This window comes from Lewinella sp., from assembly GCF_050633125.1.
GTDB lineage: Bacteria > Bacteroidota > Bacteroidia > Chitinophagales > Saprospiraceae > Lewinella.
Map to the genome: position 1 here is coordinate 43,949 of NZ_JBOEFX010000075.1, position 19,109 is coordinate 63,057.

General features: G+C 45.4%; 16 protein-coding genes and 1 tRNA gene. 7 read left to right on the plus strand and 10 right to left on the minus strand.

Annotation, left to right across the window (positions count from 1 at the left end; genetic code table 11):
• The first annotated feature begins 9 nt into the window (after positions 1 to 9).
• Positions 10 to 834 (plus strand): rhomboid family intramembrane serine protease, encoded by an 825-nt coding sequence (locus ACRBG0_RS16290; protein WP_431487932.1) that lies wholly within the window; start codon positions 10 to 12, stop codon positions 832 to 834.
• A 1-nt stretch (position 835) separates the two neighbouring features.
• On the opposite strand, the gene ACRBG0_RS16295 is transcribed toward ACRBG0_RS16290, so the two are convergent.
• From ACRBG0_RS16295 to sucC, 4 genes are all read right to left on the minus strand, one after another.
• Entirely contained in the window at positions 836 to 2,323 is a 1,488-nt protein-coding gene (locus ACRBG0_RS16295) for an amidase (protein WP_431487933.1), read from the minus strand.
• A gap of 94 nt (positions 2,324 to 2,417) precedes the next feature.
• Complete coding sequence (locus ACRBG0_RS16300; protein ID WP_431487934.1) at positions 2,418 to 3,743, minus strand: hypothetical protein; 1,326 nt, start codon at positions 3,741 to 3,743, stop codon at positions 2,418 to 2,420.
• Between the two features lie 133 nt (positions 3,744 to 3,876).
• Positions 3,877 to 5,145: a hypothetical protein gene (locus ACRBG0_RS16305; RefSeq protein ID WP_431487935.1), complete on the minus strand. Its 1,269-nt coding sequence runs from the start codon at positions 5,143 to 5,145 to the stop codon at positions 3,877 to 3,879.
• 119 nt (positions 5,146 to 5,264) lie between these two features.
• On the minus strand, positions 5,265 to 6,470 hold the full coding sequence (gene sucC / locus ACRBG0_RS16310; RefSeq protein WP_020534730.1) for an ADP-forming succinate--CoA ligase subunit beta: 1,206 nt from the start codon (positions 6,468 to 6,470) through the stop codon (positions 5,265 to 5,267).
• 608 nt (positions 6,471 to 7,078) lie between these two features.
• Here sucC and ACRBG0_RS16315 point away from each other — a divergent pair.
• The 3 genes from ACRBG0_RS16315 to ACRBG0_RS16325 all read left to right on the plus strand — a co-directional run bounded on the left by ACRBG0_RS16315 (position 7,079) and on the right by ACRBG0_RS16325 (position 9,145).
• On the plus strand, positions 7,079 to 7,660 hold the full coding sequence (locus tag ACRBG0_RS16315) for an RNA polymerase sigma factor (RefSeq protein ID WP_020534731.1): 582 nt from the start codon (positions 7,079 to 7,081) through the stop codon (positions 7,658 to 7,660).
• Positions 7,661 to 7,839: 179 nt separating this feature from the next.
• Positions 7,840 to 8,451: a tetratricopeptide repeat protein gene (locus ACRBG0_RS16320; RefSeq protein ID WP_020534732.1), complete on the plus strand. Its 612-nt coding sequence runs from the start codon at positions 7,840 to 7,842 to the stop codon at positions 8,449 to 8,451.
• Positions 8,452 to 8,530: 79 nt separating this feature from the next.
• On the plus strand, positions 8,531 to 9,145 hold the full coding sequence (locus ACRBG0_RS16325) for a trimeric intracellular cation channel family protein (RefSeq protein WP_431487936.1): 615 nt from the start codon (positions 8,531 to 8,533) through the stop codon (positions 9,143 to 9,145).
• A gap of 107 nt (positions 9,146 to 9,252) precedes the next feature.
• Here the strand turns inward: ACRBG0_RS16325 and ACRBG0_RS16330 are convergent, their stop codons facing one another.
• The 5 genes from ACRBG0_RS16330 to rpsT all read right to left on the minus strand — a co-directional run bounded on the left by ACRBG0_RS16330 (position 9,253) and on the right by rpsT (position 12,975).
• Positions 9,253 to 9,699 (minus strand): hypothetical protein, encoded by a 447-nt coding sequence (locus ACRBG0_RS16330; protein WP_431487937.1) that lies wholly within the window; start codon positions 9,697 to 9,699, stop codon positions 9,253 to 9,255.
• Positions 9,700 to 9,711: 12 nt separating this feature from the next.
• The gene (tatC, locus tag ACRBG0_RS16335; protein ID WP_431487938.1) at positions 9,712 to 10,578 is read right to left on the minus strand and encodes a twin-arginine translocase subunit TatC; all 867 of its coding nucleotides are present in this window, start codon (positions 10,576 to 10,578) and stop codon (positions 9,712 to 9,714) included.
• A gap of 220 nt (positions 10,579 to 10,798) precedes the next feature.
• Positions 10,799 to 11,377, minus strand: coding sequence for a TetR/AcrR family transcriptional regulator (locus ACRBG0_RS16340; RefSeq protein WP_044085405.1), 579 nt, complete (start codon positions 11,375 to 11,377; stop codon positions 10,799 to 10,801).
• Between the two features lie 45 nt (positions 11,378 to 11,422).
• A complete protein-coding gene (gene paaE / locus ACRBG0_RS16345; protein WP_431487939.1) occupies positions 11,423 to 12,490 on the minus strand; it encodes a 1,2-phenylacetyl-CoA epoxidase subunit PaaE in 1,068 nt (355 codons plus the stop codon).
• Between the two features lie 230 nt (positions 12,491 to 12,720).
• Positions 12,721 to 12,975 carry a 30S ribosomal protein S20 gene (gene rpsT / locus ACRBG0_RS16350; RefSeq protein ID WP_431487940.1) on the minus strand — a complete coding sequence of 85 codons (255 nt, stop codon included), beginning with the start codon at positions 12,973 to 12,975 and terminating at the stop codon, positions 12,721 to 12,723.
• 185 nt (positions 12,976 to 13,160) lie between these two features.
• On the opposite strand from rpsT, the gene ACRBG0_RS16355 reads away from it, so the two are divergent.
• The 3 genes from ACRBG0_RS16355 to ACRBG0_RS16365 all read left to right on the plus strand — a co-directional run bounded on the left by ACRBG0_RS16355 (position 13,161) and on the right by ACRBG0_RS16365 (position 15,134).
• Positions 13,161 to 13,886, plus strand: a complete 726-nt coding sequence (locus tag ACRBG0_RS16355; protein WP_431487941.1) for a hypothetical protein — start codon at positions 13,161 to 13,163, stop codon at positions 13,884 to 13,886.
• 97 nt (positions 13,887 to 13,983) lie between these two features.
• Positions 13,984 to 14,430, plus strand: a complete 447-nt coding sequence (locus ACRBG0_RS16360) for a DMT family transporter (RefSeq protein WP_431487942.1) — start codon at positions 13,984 to 13,986, stop codon at positions 14,428 to 14,430.
• Positions 14,431 to 15,061: 631 nt separating this feature from the next.
• Positions 15,062 to 15,134 (plus strand) — tRNA-Ile (locus ACRBG0_RS16365).
• Between the two features lie 681 nt (positions 15,135 to 15,815).
• Here ACRBG0_RS16365 and uvrA read toward each other — a convergent pair.
• On the minus strand, positions 15,816 to 18,668 hold the full coding sequence (uvrA, locus tag ACRBG0_RS16370; protein ID WP_431487943.1) for an excinuclease ABC subunit UvrA: 2,853 nt from the start codon (positions 18,666 to 18,668) through the stop codon (positions 15,816 to 15,818).
• Positions 18,669 to 19,109: the final 441 nt, after the last annotated feature.

The window sequence follows — 19,109 nt, forward strand, 5'->3', positions numbered from 1 at the left end:
TCCACGCCTATGTCCAGTGTAATTGGCACCATCATCTTACTATTTACTGGCTTGGCGACCTACAAAGGCTTCCTTGATCGACAGTATTTCGAACGCCATTTATTCCATACTGATCCTATTTTGATCGATAAGCAATACGACCGGCTTTTTTCATCAGGATTCCTACATGCCAACTGGATGCACTTTGGCTTCAATATGATAGCGCTGCTCTCTTTTAGTTGGTCATTGGAGTTTGTACTGGGAGTCCCGAAATACCTTTTGATATATGTGGGTGCACTACTAGGCGGGAATCTCTTGGCACTCTACCTCCACCGTAATCATCCCGATTATAAGGCCGTAGGTGCTTCAGGTGCTATCAGTGGTGTCATTTTCGCATCAGTCGTCCTCTTTCCTGAGGTCAAAATCTCTCTTATTTTACTCCCTTTTGAAATCAGCACCTGGGTGTTTGGACTTTGTTTCGTCGTAATCTCCATTTTTGGGATTAAATCTCAATCTGACAATATCGGCCACGATGCCCACCTTGGAGGCGCAATTGTTGGCGTCTTGCTCACCATCATTATGAAGCCTTCTATTTTGCAAACCAGCTGGTGGTTGATCTTACTCATCCTTGTACCTGCCACCGTTTTCCTTGTATTGATTGTCCGCAATCCCGCCATATTATTGATTGACAACTACTGGGGGGAAGGGCTTAACGTTTCTCGTAAGTCAAAGCCCCCTCGCTCTAATAACAAAGTAAGCCTGGATTACCTTCTTGATAAAATCAACCATCAAGGTATTGATAGTCTTACGGCTAAAGAAAGGGAGTTACTGGATCAATATCGGAAGGAGATGTAGCTTACACCTCCGCCACCCGCTCCATCCACGGCTTGGCTTTCTCCAGTTGAGCAGCCAATTTAAAGAGGATATCCTCCCGGTAAATACCTGCTGTAAACATTACCCCAACAGGCAATCCCTTCGCATTCCAATGCAGCGGCATCGACATTGCTGGCTGTCCTGTCATATTCGCAATGGGCGTATAAGGCATATAAGCAAATATCTTTTCCGCCAATTGCTCAATGTTGGCCTTCATCAGGCTTCCGAGGCGCAAACGCGTGAGGATATTTACAAGCATTTTTTCCGCTGGTGTTGATTGTAAACTACCTACCGGGAAGGGCGCCATAGCTACCGTTGGCGTCAACAAACAATGATAGGTCTGGTGAAAATTCCCCTGCCTGCGGGCCAAGTCGTTCCAAAGACTGCGATAATAAGCGTAATCGCCCGCAGAAATAGCATCCCCCAACAAACTCAAGGCGTAAGTATTGGCTTCCACCTCACTTCTGCCGACCTTGCTACCTCGTGTCTTGCTTATTCTCTTAAGTTCTGCACTTACCTCCCCCATTATCAGGTGCAGGAAGGTCTTGGTCAGGTCTTCCCGCTGATAAGGCAAGGGGATAGCTTCCACTTCGTGGCCCATATCGGCCAATAGGTGAGCCGTTTCCTCCACCGCTTGTTTACAATCATTATCTACAGGTAGCCCTAGAGGATGTTTTGTAGAAAATCCAATCCGCAACTTCTCGGGCGATGCCGTCAACAAGTCAGCATAAGGTACTTCTGGCTTGGGCGCATAGTACAACTCGCCAATACTCGGCTGAGAAAAAGTATCCAGGAAAGCGGCACTGTCTCGCACACTCCGACTGTTACAACCTTCTACCACAGCGCCATTCCAGCTCTCGCCAGAACCAGGGCCCAGGCTTAATCTACCTCTTGATGGCTTGAGGCCAAACAGTCCACAGCATGAAGCTGGCATTCGAATTGATCCACCACCATCACTAGCAGTAGCCATCGGTACTATACCTGCGGCTATTGCTGCTGCGCTACCCCCCGAACTACCGCCAGAGGTATAATCGGTATGCCAGGGATTGCGTGTAGCCCCAAAGGCTTCGGGCTCAGTGAAAGGTGTCAGGCCAAATTCCGGGGTATTGGTTTTACCCAAAATCAACAAGCCTGCTTTTTGGAACAACTGTACCAAATGGCTATCCACTTCCGACACCATCCCTTCTGTCGAGCGAGAGCCTATCCGCAAAGGGGTCCCTTTTAGCGCCAAGCCCAAATCCTTGATGAGAAAAGGTACACCACCAAACAGTTGTGTTGCCGTGGGTGGGTGGTTAGCGAGTTGCTCTCGCGCATATTCGAAAAGGGGGTGATTAATCGCGTTGAGTTGCTGGTTTACCTCCTCGGCACGAGTGATCGCAATATTCAATAATTCAGCAGCCGTAATTTGTCCGCTTCGCACGAGTTCGGCAAGGCCCAGCGCATCGTATTGGCGGTATTCGGAGAAGGTCATGGTCGTTTTGTTTTGTCGTTGGTTCGCTACCAAAGATAAAATTAAATCCCTCTATACGATTAAGAGCTTGCCCGGAAACTTTGCGAACAAACGCTTAATCTATTATCCGCTGGCTTACCGCCTCATACACCTGCGTTCTCAACCATCCTTCCTGGCTATTGGAAATACGAAAAGCATCACGCAGAAATCCCTGGTACCCATCTGACAGCAGGGGATAGTCATAGACACTAACCTTCACCTCTTCGTCAAAGCTATTTTTATAGTCACTGTAACTCCACCCTAGGCTATAACTCCCTGAAAACAAAGAGCTTTCAGCCATTGGTATTTGAACTGATGTAAAATTAGGATCAAGTGGAGCAACATATTGTCTTTTCCAATACCTTCCATTATTCCCTGGAGAAACATAATCATTCTCTAAAAAAACGACATCACCATCATTCGAATAAATCGATACCGTAGGGTAACTTAATCGAGCTTCATCAAGAAAATAACGGGGAGTCACATTCACTTCAGTAGGCCATTGCTCAAAATACTGTTGGTTCAGATAGGTAGCTTCACCGGGAACAACAGTACGTATCAAAAAACCATTGCCATCGCTAGGTACAAGCAAGCTCGCCGAAGAAGTGTTTTCGAAATCTCCTAACACCGTAGCAGAGATAGAAATATTATCGTTCAACCAGCTTACACGGAACTGATGGGCCGTAACATCTGCTGGTATATTCAAGGTCAAGGTTTTATACTCCAAAGGTTCAAAGCCAACAAATGGCCCAAAAGTTGCTCTAGACAAGAAGTCAACCTCCTGGCCTACCCAAGCTCCGCTAGCCGCTAACCTCACTGCTAATAACCCCTTGGTATTATCTGATGCAAACCCATTGAAATAAACCCTTAATTCCTGCTCCTCCTCTTCATAAGAATAACTCACAGGTGGCCGTGGACCTGTCACATCTCGTTCGCCCGCCAGCCCCATAAAAATGATAGAGTCAACCTCCGGCGAATTCCTAAACACAACCAAGTCTGAAGGAGAAATGGGGACCACTGAAGTCAGAAAAACCTCCTGAATAGCAGCTAATCGTATCCCGCTGCCTTGTCCGACTTGTGCTATTTGCCGTGTTACAATCCGATTTGTTTCGCCTTCTTCAAGAAGTTCAACCCGATCTCTACCAGCAATACTCAGGGTATATTCTTCCTCACAGGCTATCGTATTAAGGAAATAAGTTGTTCCTCTTGCACCTGTTTCTCCATCCTGAAAGATAACGTTATCTGCTGCATCATTGAGCCAGATCACTGGGTCTAAAATAACGGCGAAAGTTATATCAATGCCATAAATAGCATTGCAACTCTCTATTGTTATTTCTTCTTTTTCTTTTTCACAAGTAAAGAATATAGTGCAGAAAATCATTGAGAGACAGAAAACACGCATTACAAGTAAGTTTTAATGACTTTACCTCAAGGGCAAGGCAATTCTGATCAGATCAGATCCAAGTCACGTTCCGACAAATATATCGTTTATCAATTCAGAAATCAAAACCCTGGAGTTGACAGCCCCTAAAAACTCATTCAACCTCCATTCTATACCATTGGTACTGCTGGCGACCCAACCACGAAAGCTCCGATAGCCTTTTATATTGATCTAGCGACTGGGCTGCAGGGTAATGATAGAGTGTCGCTTCAAAACCTCTTACCTCCCAGATACTATCTAAAGATGCTGCTTCTGGAAATTGCTCTACAAACTCATCAGCAACTTTTGGTATGCGTACACGGGACTTCCCCGCAGGTACAAGCCCTTTCAGAGAACGTTCAATATCTGTTACGCCAATAGGGAAAGTCGGTTTTGAAAAATGCACATAACCAGATTTATTTAATTGAACATTAACAAAATCATAGTCTATTTCAATAGATGCTATCATATCAGGCTGAAGTGAGACCTCAGCAGGTAACTCTTCGTAATACGCCTGTTTTTTCCATGATTTCGAGTTTGAATATGGACCATAAAATTCCAACAGTACTCCTTCGGAATCTGTAGGCATCCACGTACTTATTTTTTGTTCATTAAGGGTCTGTACTCCTAACTCTACCATTTTTTCTTCTGTAATATCTAGTACAACTTTAACCTCGGCAAACTTTACTTCTTCTCCAGAAAGTGAAACTTCTTGCTCTGTAAGCACTTGATCAAACTCACTAAAATTGATGGTTCTGTTTTGATTTTCCATCATATTTATACAAACCGCGACCAACGCTGAAGATCCAGCAAGCCGCAACCCTACATAACGCCAAGGTTGATTTTCGTTGGTTCCAGACTCCGACAAATTGATATTTAACGTCTGCTCGCCAGGATCAGAAGACGAAGAAAAAGACATCGAAGGCAAAATGACAATTTCCTCAACAGAAGGAACCTCTGAAATAGTAAGTATAAATGACTCTGTTGCAATAGTAGCGTTGTCTTCATTGGGCATTTCTATATCCAGATTTACGGCCTCCCCATAACTAACACCAAAGTAAGAGAACAAGGAAAAACGCTCGTAGGCAGGGCCTCCTGGGAAGACAAAATAACTCCTTTTCAATAGATTAACAGTATACTGCTCTTGACACCCACCTAGCCAATTTAAGAACAAAGGATAAGTACTCACATCTTGTACATCGCGTAAGCCACCATATTCATTCGTCAAATAAGCAACTGTCTGAATCCCTAAATTGGGGCCAGTTATCACATCTATTGCCCGGTCCTCCTGACCAGGGCATTCAAGAGCATTTTCCTTTTCACAGCTAAAAGCGGTTAGAAAAACAAGAAAGAACAGGTTGTAGAGCGAGTTGCGCGTATTCATACTTAAAGTTTAAGCTTATCTAGCGCCAAGGTAAGGTATTAATAGCTTAGCTGATAAAAAAGGAAAAGGGACAACACCTTGTCGGTATTGCCCCTTGCTCAATGATCTTTACTTTAAACTTACCCCATTACAGCTTTCACTGCATCGGCAGCATCCTGTAAAGCGATAGCCGAGCGAACATTAAGTCCACTCTTGTCGATAATTTCTTTAGCAATTTCAGCATTGGTACCCTGCAAACGAACGATGATCGGCACCTTGATGTCTCCGATGTTCTTGTAAGCATCAACGACGCCTTGCGCTACGCGATCACAACGAACAATACCACCGAAGATATTGATCAGGATTGCTTTTACGCGATCATCACGTAAAATGATACGGAAGGCATTTTCTACGCGCTTGGCATCAGCAGTACCACCAACGTCAAGGAAGTTGGCAGGTTCGCCACCACTCAACTTGATGATATCCATCGTAGCCATCGCTAGTCCCGCACCGTTGACCATACAACCTACATTGCCGTCCAGCTGTACATAGTTTAGGCCAAAAGCTTTGGCTTCTACTTCGGTAGGATCTTCTTCGTGTACATCACGGTACTCAGCCAAGTCCTTGTGGCGATACAAAGCGTTTTCGTCTAGGGTAAACTTACAGTCTACAGCAATCACTCGCTCATCACCAGGATTGTACATGCAAGGATTGATTTCGATCATGCTTGCATCAGATCCTACAAAGGCTTTGTACAGGTTGCTGATAAATTTCACCATGTTTTTGAAACCCTGTCCGCTCATGCCTAGGTTGAAAGCCACTTTACGGGCCTGAAAACCTTGCAGTCCCAGCTCGGGATCAATATATTCTTTCAACACCTTATCAGGCGTGTTCTCTGCAACTTCTTCGATGTCCATACCGCCTTCGGTACTATAGACAATAACGTTGCACTTACGGCCACGATCCATCAATATGGAAACATAGAATTCACGGCAGGCATCGAAATCAGGTGCATAAGCATCTTCTGCTACCAATACTTTGCGAACCAGCTTGCCTGGGCCATTCAAACCACCAGGAGTCTGTGGCGTTTTCAGCATCATGCCCAGAATATTACCGGCATGTTCTTTAACACCTTCCAGGTTTTTAGCGAGTTTCACACCACCACCTTTCCCGCGACCACCAGCGTGGATTTGGGCTTTAATGATGGAGATATCACTACCCGTTTCTTCACGTAGCTCATGGAAAGCTTCTACTGCTTTTTCTACAGTTTCCGCTACTTTGCCGCGCTGAATAGGTACATTATATTTGGTTAGAATTTCTTTCCCTTGGTATTCGTGCAAATTCATATTTGAGGCAGGTTGTTTTTTGACGTTGCAAAGGTAGACAAAATGCGCATACAGGCAAAGAATAATAGTAGAGCCTCTTGGGAAATTTCATTTGGTAAAAAACAACCATACCATGATTAAAGGGTAAATAGTATTTAATCCCTCCTGTTTTTATGCTTCCCAAACGACCTGCGATGATCGTCGCTATTGTCCTCTGAGCTCCTCAGCGTTCAATGGATTATCGCATTTGATGCATACATTACTGAGTCGTCATAGGTAGAGATCAGAAAAAAATCACTAAAAATTTATTCTTATCTCGACGAGTATCACAAATCAACCAAATTATCAATAAGTATGGGCTTGGAAGGGAAAAGAAACGACTACAAAAACAACAAAAAAGCCGCTTAATATTAGGTAGAGAGACGTTAAAAAAGCGTTAAGGCCATAAAAAAAAACACGCGATCCTTGGTTCTTTACATAAGATGCGCTTATATTTGACCCAGCTTCACTAAAGGAGCAGTTTCAATCTTTCACTTAATCTATCTTCTATAGCTCGTAACTTCTACACTTAACGTTTAGCAACAATGTAAAATTGTTGTAATCCCTTTTTAAAGCTAAATCGTTACGTCATGCAAGTTACAGCATTAAACGACCAGCAACTCATTGCTTGTTACCTAGATGGAAATGAAAGAGCCTTCGAAGAACTGCTCAATCGTCACCAACAAAAGATTTATACCTCGATCTATCTCTTCGTCAAAGAGCAATCTTTAGCTGAGGATATTTTTCAGGAGGTCTTTATAAAGATCATTGATACGCTGCGCAAGGGTAAATACAACCACGAAGGCAAGTTCTTGCAGTGGGCCATGCGCATTGCATACAATATGTGTGTAGATCACTTCCGCCGCAATAAGCGTCGTCCGCAACTATCTCCAACGGAAACATTTGACATCTTTGATGTGCTCAAGTCCAACGACTTGAACGCTGAGCAGGATATCATCCGTAGCCAAACACACCAGAAGGTTCGCCACCTGGTAGATCAGCTGCCACCTGAGCAACGCGAAGTGGTTATCCTCCGTCATTATGCAGATATGAGCTTCAAAGAAATTGCACAGCTCACCCGCGTTAGCATCAATACAGCCCTTGGGCGGATGCGCTACGCCTTGATCAATATCCGCAAGATGGTTGAGGAAAAGGACATTGTCCTACAATAGAAAACTGACGAAACGATATTAATACCCCAAATTACCATTTGAACCCGAGGCGAGTAGTTACCCAACTGCTCGCCTCGTTTTTTTTTGTATTTGAAAAACTATACCTGACACGAATATGTTCAACTAAGCTAAACCTCACAGTTTTTTAGTTATTTTTGCGACAAATTAAATAGTACGCTATGTTCATCATTCCTCCTTATATCCGCATTGCCCTTATTGTATTGGGTATTGTTGGTGGTATTGCCCTCTGGGCTGCCTTTGGTTTTTGGTACGGCTTCTTCTTCGTACTTACGGGGGTTATCCTATTATTGGGCCTTATCTTTTTGGGTACTGTAGGGCCAGCAGCTCAGGCATTGCAAGATTCTGATTTTGACAAGGCCGAAAAAATGCTCAACCTTACACCTAATCCCAAGTGGCTCTATTCTACCAATAAAGCCTATTTCTATATGCTTAAGGGGTCTATCGCCATTGCTCGGAAAGATGTAAACGAGGGAGAGCGTTACCTCAAAATGGCGGAAGCTGTTGAAGTTCCTTCAGATAACGAGCGTGCCATGTTGCAAATTCAGCTGGCACAGATTGCCCTGAGCAAGCAACGCTTCCAGGAAGCTAAAATACATTACAAGAAAGCGAAAGGACTGAAAATTTCCGAAGGCCCACTCAAGGATCAATTCCGTCAATTAGAACAGGCCATCAACCAGAGTGGCCAAATGAAAGCCGCTATGCGCCAAGGACGCGCGGGCCACGGCATGTCAGGCGGTAAAGGCAAGCGCAGAAGGCCAAAGATGAGATAAAACAAGGTCAAAAATCTGAAATCGGAAGTCGGAAGTCGGAACTAAAACCCATTTTTGAGGATTCAGCTAGCTTTTCCTAATGACGATCATTTTATTGCTCGATTATATCGGCACCTGTGTTTTTGCCATCTCCGGAGCAATGGCAGGTATGCGCCATCGTTTCGATCCTTTTGGAGTGTTGATCTTAGCAGCAGTCACTGCTGTAGGTGGCGGTAGCCTTAGGGATGTCCTTATTGGCCGTACACCAGTAGGCTGGATGCAGGATATCAATTATGCTTACATTATTATCACCGGAGCACTTATTGCGATCCTTTTCAGAAAATACCTGATCTACGTTCGCCGAACCATGTTCCTTTTTGATGCTATTGGCCTGGGTTTATTCACCATTATTGGCGTAGAAATAGGTGTAGCAGCAGGCCTACATCCCGTCATTTGTGTCCTCTTAGGCACCCTGAGTGCATCCTTTGGTGGTGTCATTCGAGACATTCTTTCCAATGAGGTACCGCTCATTTTCCACAAAGAGGTTTATGCATCACTAAGTATTCTTGGCGGCATGACCTATCTTCTTTTACAGGAAACTGCCTTACCTTCTAACTGGGCCTATATCCTAACCAGTACAATGGTCGTTGTGCTAAGGGTACTAGCAGTTCGTTACAACTGGATAATTCCAAAATTATACAAGGACAGTCAATAATCCTGAAACAAGCGCTTGTACAACTCAAAAGCCCCCTACAAGAAAATCAAACTTTTCTTAAGATTCTTTAAATAGCTGGCACCTCGCGCTCTTGTATTTTTTCCTAATTATACTTTGCGCAAATCAGCTAGTTCGGAGTGTTCTTTCCAGAAATCCTGGTAAAGGCGGCGGCTGGCCATGAAAGGCATTTTTTTGCCAAAGTTACCTTTCTCTTTCAGCTCGACACGGGCAATAGTAAAGAAGAGAAAAGTGCTGTCAGTGATGCTTTCGATATTGTGCCAAGGGTAGCGAAAGGTCTTGAAATAATTAGTGACGTAAAGAAAGTCGTTGTCGGCTTCGACGCGCTTGAGCGGAAAAAGGGTGAAGTAAAACAATGCCAGGCCACTGAGGTAGAACAATACGGCCCCTATACGGAAGCCTGTACCGGAAAAACCACTAGCCATTTCGGCACCGTAGGCAAAGACGGCAGCAAGGAATGCCCCGAAAAATACGAGCCAAAAAACGGGGATAAAAAACTTGAAAAAGATGGTCGCGTTGGTGCTAATTCTTTGCATATCTGGTGTTAACTACTGGAGTTCTTGTTCATATTTTTTGGCCATACGTGTGGCTACTAAAATACTGATTTCATAAAGGATGTAAAGCGGAATACCGATAAGAAACTGCGTGATTACATCGGGTGGGGTAAGGATCGCTGACAGTAGCAGTATTCCGATCACAGAATGACGGCGGTATTTGCGCATGCCTGCTGGGGTGACGATGCCCATTTTGGCCAGAAAATACACAACGATGGGCAGCTCGAAAATGAGACCAGCCGGCAGTGTAAACATGACCATATAAAGTACAAAAGAGCTAAGCGTAGGGTTGTTGGCCACTGTATCAGAGGCTGTAAAGCCCATAAGAAAGTTGACCGCAAAAGGAGCAACGATGAAGAAGCCAAACAGTACACCCATCAGGAAAAGTAGAGAACAAATGAAGACCACCCCTTTGGTTGCTGATCTCTCAGTGGGGTACAAACCAGGGGCAACAAACTTCCAAATTTCGTAAAAAACGAAAGGGAAGGAAATGACAAAACCGCCAATAAAGCACAGTTTGATAGTCGTAATGAACTGTTCGGCAAAAGCAACGGCCTGGATTTTGAAATCAGGTAGCGTCATACAAAGGGCTTCTCCTGCACCAATTTTGTGAGAGAGGTCGCAAAACCATTTATAGGAAGCAAAATCATTAGAGGCAGGGCCAAGAATAACTTTGTTGAAGTACCAATCGTGGAAAATAAAAAGCACAATGCCACCCGCAAAAATGGCTATTAAAGACCGAATGATGTGCCAACGTAGCTCTTCAAGATGATCCATAAAAGACATCTCCTTGTCTTCTCGTGGTTGAAGCTCACCGTCGTGCCATTCGTATTCTTCAATGTCTACCTGGTCCAGGGCCATACGTTGGTTGTTGAATAGTTATTTACCGGCTGCAAAATTAACAAAATCGCTTTACTTAATGGGACTATCCCTCTAATTAGGACGGAAATATATTTGTAATTAGGTACTCACTACCCGCTCATCCCGCTACGCGGTACTCGCAGTGGTGCTCTTTCAATGAATTGGGGCGTAGGGGTAGTGTTCACGGCGGAAGAACACAACCATGAGTGGGCAAACACTCTTACTTCTCTATCCCTGCAAGAACAATCAGTGTAATCTGATCACCGACATCCTGAATGGAGGTCGTTTTTCCAGCTTGGTACCAATCATAGACCCAGCGCAGGGAAGATAGAATGGTATACATGCTAATGGTTGGGTCTATTTCCTTGAAAGTACCTTCGGTGATACCTTGTTGGATGATGGCCAGGAAACGGTTTTCGTAACGCTTACGTAATTTGATGAACTGCCCAAGATCGGGTTCCTCTAGGTGACGCCACTCATCGTTGAAGGCGGTAATAGAGGTGGCGTCGCTGGTGGCTACATTGAGATGCAGGAAGATTAACTGGCGAATTTGTTCACGTGGTGGTTGCCCCGTTTGCTCTATTTGTTCAATGCCAGCCAGGAAGCGATGGGCATTTTGAAAACAAATATCTTTTAGAATTTCTTGCTTACTATTGATGTGACTATAAAGGCTGGAAGCTTGTAAATGGACAGCCTTCGCCAGGTCGCGCATTGATGTAGCGGAGTAGCCTCTATCGCGAAACAGCTTAGCTGCTGCTTCCATGATACGTTGTTTCTTTGATGTCTCAATGGTCGCCATAGGATCGAAGAAGTGAAGATTAAGTAGGAAAGGTAAGGAATTTTATCAGGCGTCAAAATTAACAACGACTTTATCAGTGGTAGGGTGTGACTGACAAGTGAGAATAAACCCAGCGGCGACTTCGTCGGGTTCAAGGGCGTAGTTGACATCCATCTCCACTTTTCCTTCTTCTACTTTGGCTCGGCAGGTACAACACACACCGCCTTTGCAGGCAAAAGGCAGGTCGGCACCATTGCGGAGTGCTGCATCCAGGACACTCTCATTCTGATCATTCATAACAAAAGTAAAGGCGTTGCCATCCAGCTGAATACTTACTTCGGCAGCGTATTCACCGCTGACAGCAGTTCGTTCTTTTTTCTTACGCTTGCCAGTGTTGGTGCCAAATAACTCCAAGTGGATGTTTTCTCGGGCGACGCCTTGCTCACGCAATTCATCTCGAACACCAAGCGTCATTTCTTCAGGGCCACACAAGAAAAATTCGTCGACATCACCAACAGGAATGAGCTTCTCAGTGAAAGTACGGCAACGATCACGATCAATACGTCCACTGAAGAGGTCGCTGCCCGTATGTTCTTTACTTAGTAAATAATAAACGCTAAGGCGCTGGAGGTATATGTTTTTGAGTGCTTCGATGGCTTCGCGGAAAATGATGGTCTCCGTGCGTTGGTTGCCATAAAAAAGGGTAAAGCGACTATTGGGTTCCGTTTCCAGGATGGTTTTCATGATAGAGAAAACCGGGGTAATGCCACTACCGGCGGCAAAGGCAGCGTAGTGTTTGGTTTGCTCAGAGTGCAGAGGCGTAAAAAAGCGACCTTCGGGAGGCATTACCTCTAAAACATCTCCAACTTGTAGTTGCTGGTTAGCAAAAGTGGAAAAGCGACCACCAGGGACTTCCTTAATCGCTACTCGTAACTCGTTGTCTAAAGGACTTACACAAATAGAGTAAGAGCGGCGTACTTCTTCTCCCTCCAATTGCGTGCGGAGCGTGATGTACTGCCCTTGCTTAAAAGCAAAGGTGTCGGCTAAAGACTCAGGAACAGTAAATGCTACAGAAACACAATCAACGGTTTCGCGGCGAATGTCTTTGACGGTAAGCGGGTAAAATCTAGTCATACAATTGTATTACGCAAAAAAACAAATGGAGTGTGCTTTGAAGTTTTCCAAACAATTGGCACCCTTGCAATGAACCGCCTAGGCATCTATTTGAAAAACGGACGCTCAATTTATTTTCATGTTGTCTTTACGAATGAACGTTCGTTCGTAAAGGTAATAAAAAAATGCCTTGCACCTTTTAAAAAAGATGCAAGGCATGCCTAAAAAGAAAAGCACTAAATGCCTAAGGCTTAGCCCAGGCTTTTAACATGCTTAGTTAAGCTGCTTTTCAAGTTGGATGCTTTGTTCGCATGCCAAGTGTTACGTTTTGCCAGACGGTCGATCATGCTCACAACCTTGGGGAGGAAGGTGCTTGCTTCGGTTGAATCTTCCATCTCACGTAGCTTGGAAATTGCTGAACGTGCAGATTTTTTGTAGTAACGATTTTCCAAACGCTTCTTTGCGTCTTGACGGATACGTTTCTTAGCTGATTTATGATGTGCCATACGCTTAATTGCGAATTTTAGTCTATGCTTTTATTTTTTCGGTTGGCAAAGGTAATATTATTCATCAGAAGATGAAAGACTTTTGACCTTTTTTTCTAAAAACGTTAATGGGGGTAACATTTTGCGGCTTTACCGTATCTTACTGCTGTAATTACACACCTTAATTGTAACGACTAATCAGCATTATGAGAAAAGCTATTCTTCCCACTTTCGTTTTTCTGTTTTTTACGACCATCGCTTCTGCACAAATATGGTTGGAACTGGGTCCTAAAGCGAGTTTTGGCCCAGCCGGCTACTATAACTCTACCTTAGCCAGTGATAATCAGCATGACTATAGCCTTAATTTAGCCTACAGCTACGGAGGTACTGTTGGGCTAAATATTGGAGATCATCATGGCTTGAATTTTGAAATAATGAGAGCAACATTTTTTCAAAATATTACATATCGCCCGAGTACAGACGAATCTTTTCGTAACAACCTAGAGTGGGAAGTCTACGATTACTATGGCCTTTATCGCTTTTACCCCCAATCGGGTGTGTACATAGAAGGTGGTGCCAAATATACTTCTATAACGGAGCTCACCCAGACTTCGGGTATCAAGCCAGTGTCTGTAGAAGGGAAGTATGAAGACAGTTATATCTCGGGGGTTTTGGGCCTTGGGGCTTTCCTTTCCGGGTCAGAGGCTATGGTATTCAAAGCTGGTCTACGTGTAGAGTATGGCCTGACTGATTTTGTAACGCCACAAGGCATGACAAATGGTTACCCTTCGATTGATAGCAACCTTGCCGACCAAGGAAATACCGTTCCTTATCGTATCAGCTTTGGCTTGGAGCTTTCTTTTGGTGTAGGTGGTTTTGCCAAAGGAGCTTGTGGCCGTCGTGGGTTTATGCTTGGAACACAGTATCGGTAAACTTAGCTATACCGGGGAAACATTTAGAGATTTGGTGTTTTGAATTACCCCAAATACATGTGAGCGCCCCTATAGAGTGTTTGCTATCTTTGCCTTCATGAAAGCAGCATTGTTTATTATTCTGGCTGTACTTGCCGGTGTAGTTTTACCCATACAAGCCGCCATTAACACCAAATTGAGTAAATCCGTTGGCGATCCTCTTTATGGTACTTTTCTCTCCTTTATCGTGGGGATGGCCGGATTATTCCTGTACCTTATTGTTGGCCGGGTAGATTTTGCCCAAATTCAAAATACCCAATCCGAGCACTGGTCGATTTGGACCGGGGGCCTGCTAGGTGCTTTCTATGTTGCATCACTGATTGTTTTAACGCCGCGTTTAGGCGTGGCCATAACCCTGGGCCTCACCGTCGCAGGGCAGATGGCTTTCTCGTTGGTGATGGATCACTACGGTTGGCTGGGGGTTCCTGTTCAGGAAATCAATTGGTGGCGTATCCTCGGTATTAGCCTAATCGTAGGTGGGGTGTGGCTGATTCAGGCGAATTAATATCAATAGATTCTTCTTCCTTGGGAACTATTCTTTCCCCTCTCCGGTTATCCTCCTCGCACGGCCATTAAAAAAGATTTTTACGGCTTCGTGCAACAGTATAAACGCAGGTTTATCGGGGTAATAATCAATTACCTTTATTGACATAAGAGAAAACGACGCTTGAGTCGTCGCTGCCTTCGGGTAGCCAAGAACAGCAGTCTGTAAAGGCTGTAAAAGGGATGCCGCCACAGCGCCCTGCCCCGCTTGGGGTTCGTTCAAGCAAGCACCATCCTGCCGCCACCCCGCTGGTGGTCTTCAGCGAAAACTGGAGAACGGAGTAGTAAGTTGTTTGTTTCAGTCCCTTGGGAAAGGATCGTCTTCGGGCCAACGGTGAGAAGATAAAGGGCGTAGCTGCCCTGCTGAACACGCTAAAAACAACGAGTACTGATGGGATAAGGTGTAGAATAGAAGTGTGAATTTTTACTAAGTAAATGCAACTATTCAGTATCAAAGGGGAAAGGTAGGCTTCAATCTGCCCAGTAGTCTTAAAGTACGGTACAGTAGGTTTTGTAAACCGAAACGCAGGAAATGTGCTGTATTCGGTACCCCAAAAGGGTACGGAGCAGTTGGTCAGGCACATTTCAGTGGCAGAGAGTTAGCTCAGTTAGTAGAGCATTGGTTTAATAAACCGAGGGTCACAAGTGCGAATCTTGTATTCTTAATCTAGCAAAGGCCTGACCGGTATAGGGTAATCAAAGCGCCTAATTCCTGGAAGCTACGGCTTAACCAGGAGTAACCAAAGCTCGCAAGGCTGAGGTACTTGATGAAAGTTTGCACTTTAGGTAAGCGTTGAAAGCGTAACCGAATGCTCCGCAAGAGCAGAGGGAAAAATAGCAGTCGAGAATGCCCCATACGACGAGAGACACGCCACTCTCCCAAAAAGGCGGCGCTGTCAGTGTACCAACTCGGTTGGTGGACAAGCTGAGAACCATGGTTGTAGCAGATCGTGGATAATGCAGCAAAGGCACTGGCGCAAAAGGCTTAGTCTCCGCCTTTTTTGTTTTTTTTAGTTTATAAATAGAATCGTAGATGTCTTTTTCGGGACATAAAAGAAGAGCTCAACGGGAAGATCTTCCCTTATCACACAGAGCGTCCAGTGCAAGGTCTTGTGCTGTTTTGGTATCTCAAAAGTTTGGTATCCACCGTAGCGAGCTTATCGCAATCGTTAAAGAAAAAACGGGTATTGATATGCAAAATATGTCTGATTCCTCTAGTATAAATCAATCGGTCGATTTTTTGGATTGGTACCGTTTTAATCGAAAAGAATAAATATTTCCGACCCTGTTTTTAGCCCACAGACGTTGCAGTGTAACGTCTCGACCTGGTCACCAAACCAACAACCATCAACCATCAACCCTTCCCCCCAATTTCTCCCCCAAATACTGTCCCGTATAGGATTCCTTGACGTTGACCAAATCTTCCGGGCGGCCCTGAAACACCAAGTGGCCACCTTCTACACCGCCCTCAGGGCCGAGATCGACCACCCAGTCAGCACATTTTACCACTTCTAGATTGTGCTCTACCACCAGTACAGTGTGGCCTTTTTCTACCAATGCATTCAATGCATCCAGTAATTTGCGGATATCGTGAAAATGTAGGCCCGTCGTAGGTTCGTCAAAAATGAAGAAAACATGGTCGCGGGCACTTTCTTTACTCAAAAACGAAGCCAGCTTTACCCGCTGCGCCTCACCTCCCGATAGGGTCGAGGAGGCTTGCCCCAACTGGACATATCCCAACCCTACATCAAATAGCGGCTGTATTTTACTCAGAATATCATTGTGCTCCTTGAAGAAGTCCAGCGCTTCTTCAATGCTCATCTGCAGGATCTGGTGGATATTTTTGTTATTGTAAGTCACATCCAGCAAGTCCGACTTGAAGCGCTTGCCGCCACAGGCTTCGCATTCTAGCCGAATGTCCGCCAAAAACTGCATCTCTACCACAATCTCACCATCGCCTTTGCATTCGTCACAGCGGCCACCATCCACGTTGAACGAGAAGTGCCCAGGCTTGTAACCCCGGATTTTCGACAATTGCTGATCTGACATCAATTTACGAATGGCATCATAAGCCTTCACATAAGTAATCGGATTCGAGCGCGATGATTTTCCAATAGGTTTCTGATTCACCAGCTCTACCTGCGTCAGCATGCCTACTTCGCCCTGCAATTCTTTGAAAACACCGGGCGTTTTGCTATACGTTTCTTCTAGTTCTTTTTTTAGCGCCCGGTAAATGATGTCTTTCACCAAGCTGGTCTTGCCGCTACCTGATACGCCCGTTACTACCGTCAGCGCATTCAGCGGAATGTCGGCGTCTACATTTTTCAGGTTGTTTTGTCGTGCTCCACGTATCCGCAGGTAGTTGCTCACCGGGCGGCGGCTCTCGGGGACGGGTATAGCCATCCGACCGCTCATGTATTTGGTGGTCAGACTTTCAGTTGCTTCGTCGTAGATGTCTGCATAGGGCCCGGCGAAGACGACCTCTCCACCGTGGATACCGGCCGCCGGGCCGATATCGATCAGGTAGTCGGCGCTTTTAATCACGTCTTCCTCATGCTCCACCACGACTACCGTGTTGCCCAGGTCGCGCAAGCGCTCCAATACCGTTACCAGTCGCCCGGTATCGCGTGGGTGCAAACCAATACTAGGTTCGTCCAGCAAGTACATGGATGCTGTGAGGTTGCTACCCAGCGTACGAGTTAGATTAATCCGCTGGGTTTCGCCACCACTAAGGGTATTCGATAAGCGGCTCAAGGTTAGATATCCTAACCCCAGGTCAAACATAAACTTCAGTCGATTATTGACCTCCAACAACAGGCGGCGACCAATCTGCTGATCGTTTTCACTCAGTTCCAATTCCGCAAAGAAGGTCAGCAAATTCTTGATCGGCATGTCCGTCAGATGGGTGATCGGATGTCCACTCACCAGCACATAGCTGGCCTCCTGGCGCAGGCGGCTTCCGTCACATTCCGGGCAACGCGTTCGCCCACGGTAGCGGGCCAGCATTACGCGGTTTTGTATTTTGTACATCTTCTCTTGCAGCTCGCCAAAGAAGGCATCTATACCATTAAAGAAGCTGTTTCCACGCCACAACAAGCGCTGTTCAGCCCTGCTCAAATCCTGGTAAGGCGTATGCACAGGGAAGTCAAACTTGTGCGCTACATTCAGAAATTTGTCCAACCAACGCCCATAGCGCTCTCCTTTCCAGCAAGCGACCACGCCTTCGTATACACTCAGCGCCGGATTGGGAATTACCTTGTTTTCATCGATGCCCATCACCAAACTGAAGCCTTCACATTTAGGACAAGCGCCATAAGGATTGTTGAAATTGAAGAGCTGTGGAGAGGGTTCTAAAAAGGTCATTCCGTCCAGCTCAAAGCGGTTGTTGAAGTTCTTCGTTTCACCACCAATCGTCATCACCTGGCAGTCGCCCTCACTCTCATAAAAAGCCGTTTGCACCGAATCCGCAATACGTTTATTGTTCTCTTCGTCGTCAACTTTTACCACAACCCGATCCACCAAAATCAGCAACTCCTCTTTCAGCTTTTCCAGCTTCTTAGGCAGGTTTTTATCTTTCGACTCCATCAACTCTTGAATATCCTGGAGCTCGCCGTCCCAAAATACACGAGTATACCCCTTTTGTAACAGCAGTTGCAGCTCGGCACCCAACGTTCTGTCGCGATATTTTGCAGGGGCTGGTGCCAACAGTTGCACCTTGCTACCTTCAGGCAGTTGCAGGATATAGTCGACAACATCCGACACCTCGTGTTTCTTCACCTCCATTCCCGACACAGGACTCACCGTCCTGCCAATCCGGGCGTAAAGCAGGCGCAAATAATCGTACACTTCCGTCAATGTCCCCACTGTAGAACGTGCATTGGCCGTACTCACTTTTTGTTCAATCGCAATGGCGGGGCAGATGCCTTTGATGTAGTCTACATCTGGTTTCTTCATTCGCATCAAGAACTGCCGCGCATAACTCGACAGACTCTCTACGTAACGCCGCTGCCCTTCCGCAAACAGCGTATCCATCGTTATCGACGATTTCCCCGACCCCGAAACACCGGTAACCACCACCAGTTTGTTCTTCGGAATATCCAGACTTATGTTCTTCAGGTTGTTGCTGCGTGCACCTTTGATAAAGATCGTATTGCGTAAGTCAGCCTTGGTGATTTCTCGGGTCGTATCTACGGAACTCATGCGTTCTTTTTGGTCCTTCTCTGAAAATTTTTGTGGTCAAACTAAAGTGAAAATTCTAAGCGACTGTTAAGGAGCGTTATTTTTACTTTTGATTGACGCTGAACATAAAAATTGTCAGAGAATCTTTTTCTTGTATAAGCAACAAAGATACACGCTTTGAGTTGTCCACCGAAGGATAATTAGAGGATTTGTTTCTATTTGTTGATTTTATGAGACTGTTTTAATTATTTGTTTCCTGCAAGCGCTGGTACTACACTGTTTTCGTAATCCCAAGGAAAAATCCTCTACGTCTCTGCACGAGCTACTTTTGGGGGGAGGTTCTCGTTTTTTTGGGCCCCACCTGCTCCCGACTGATGCAGTCGGGATCGGTGCCGCGTCGTCCGCACTGCGCTGGCGCTACAGTGCTACCACCGCTGGTCCTTGTGGCCTCCGGCCACCGCG

What these genes read in the sequence shown, in the direction of transcription:
- tatC (WP_431487938.1), bottom strand. Translation starts at nt 10,578, where the DNA reads ATGGCCCTGGACCAGGTAGACATTGAAGAATACGAATGGCACGACGGT.
- sucC (WP_020534730.1), bottom strand. Translation starts at nt 6,470, where the DNA reads ATGAATTTGCACGAATACCAAGGGAAAGAAATTCTAACCAAATATAAT.
- paaE (WP_431487939.1), bottom strand. Translation starts at nt 12,490, where the DNA reads ATGACTAGATTTTACCCGCTTACCGTCAAAGACATTCGCCGCGAAACC.
- ACRBG0_RS16340 (WP_044085405.1), bottom strand. Translation starts at nt 11,377, where the DNA reads ATGGCGACCATTGAGACATCAAAGAAACAACGTATCATGGAAGCAGCA.
- ACRBG0_RS16360 (WP_431487942.1), top strand. Translation starts at nt 13,984, where the DNA reads ATGAAAGCAGCATTGTTTATTATTCTGGCTGTACTTGCCGGTGTAGTT.
- ACRBG0_RS16325 (WP_431487936.1), top strand. Translation starts at nt 8,531, where the DNA reads ATGACGATCATTTTATTGCTCGATTATATCGGCACCTGTGTTTTTGCC.
- ACRBG0_RS16315 (WP_020534731.1), top strand. Translation starts at nt 7,079, where the DNA reads ATGCAAGTTACAGCATTAAACGACCAGCAACTCATTGCTTGTTACCTA.
- ACRBG0_RS16305 (WP_431487935.1), bottom strand. Translation starts at nt 5,145, where the DNA reads ATGAATACGCGCAACTCGCTCTACAACCTGTTCTTTCTTGTTTTTCTA.
- rpsT (WP_431487940.1), bottom strand. Translation starts at nt 12,975, where the DNA reads ATGGCACATCATAAATCAGCTAAGAAACGTATCCGTCAAGACGCAAAG.
- ACRBG0_RS16295 (WP_431487933.1), bottom strand. Translation starts at nt 2,323, where the DNA reads ATGACCTTCTCCGAATACCGCCAATACGATGCGCTGGGCCTTGCCGAA.
- ACRBG0_RS16355 (WP_431487941.1), top strand. Translation starts at nt 13,161, where the DNA reads ATGAGAAAAGCTATTCTTCCCACTTTCGTTTTTCTGTTTTTTACGACC.
- ACRBG0_RS16300 (WP_431487934.1), bottom strand. Translation starts at nt 3,743, where the DNA reads ATGCGTGTTTTCTGTCTCTCAATGATTTTCTGCACTATATTCTTTACT.
- ACRBG0_RS16320 (WP_020534732.1), top strand. Translation starts at nt 7,840, where the DNA reads ATGTTCATCATTCCTCCTTATATCCGCATTGCCCTTATTGTATTGGGT.
- ACRBG0_RS16330 (WP_431487937.1), bottom strand. Translation starts at nt 9,699, where the DNA reads ATGCAAAGAATTAGCACCAACGCGACCATCTTTTTCAAGTTTTTTATC.
- uvrA (WP_431487943.1), bottom strand. Translation starts at nt 18,668, where the DNA reads ATGAGTTCCGTAGATACGACCCGAGAAATCACCAAGGCTGACTTACGC.
- ACRBG0_RS16290 (WP_431487932.1), top strand. Translation starts at nt 10, where the DNA reads ATGTCCAGTGTAATTGGCACCATCATCTTACTATTTACTGGCTTGGCG.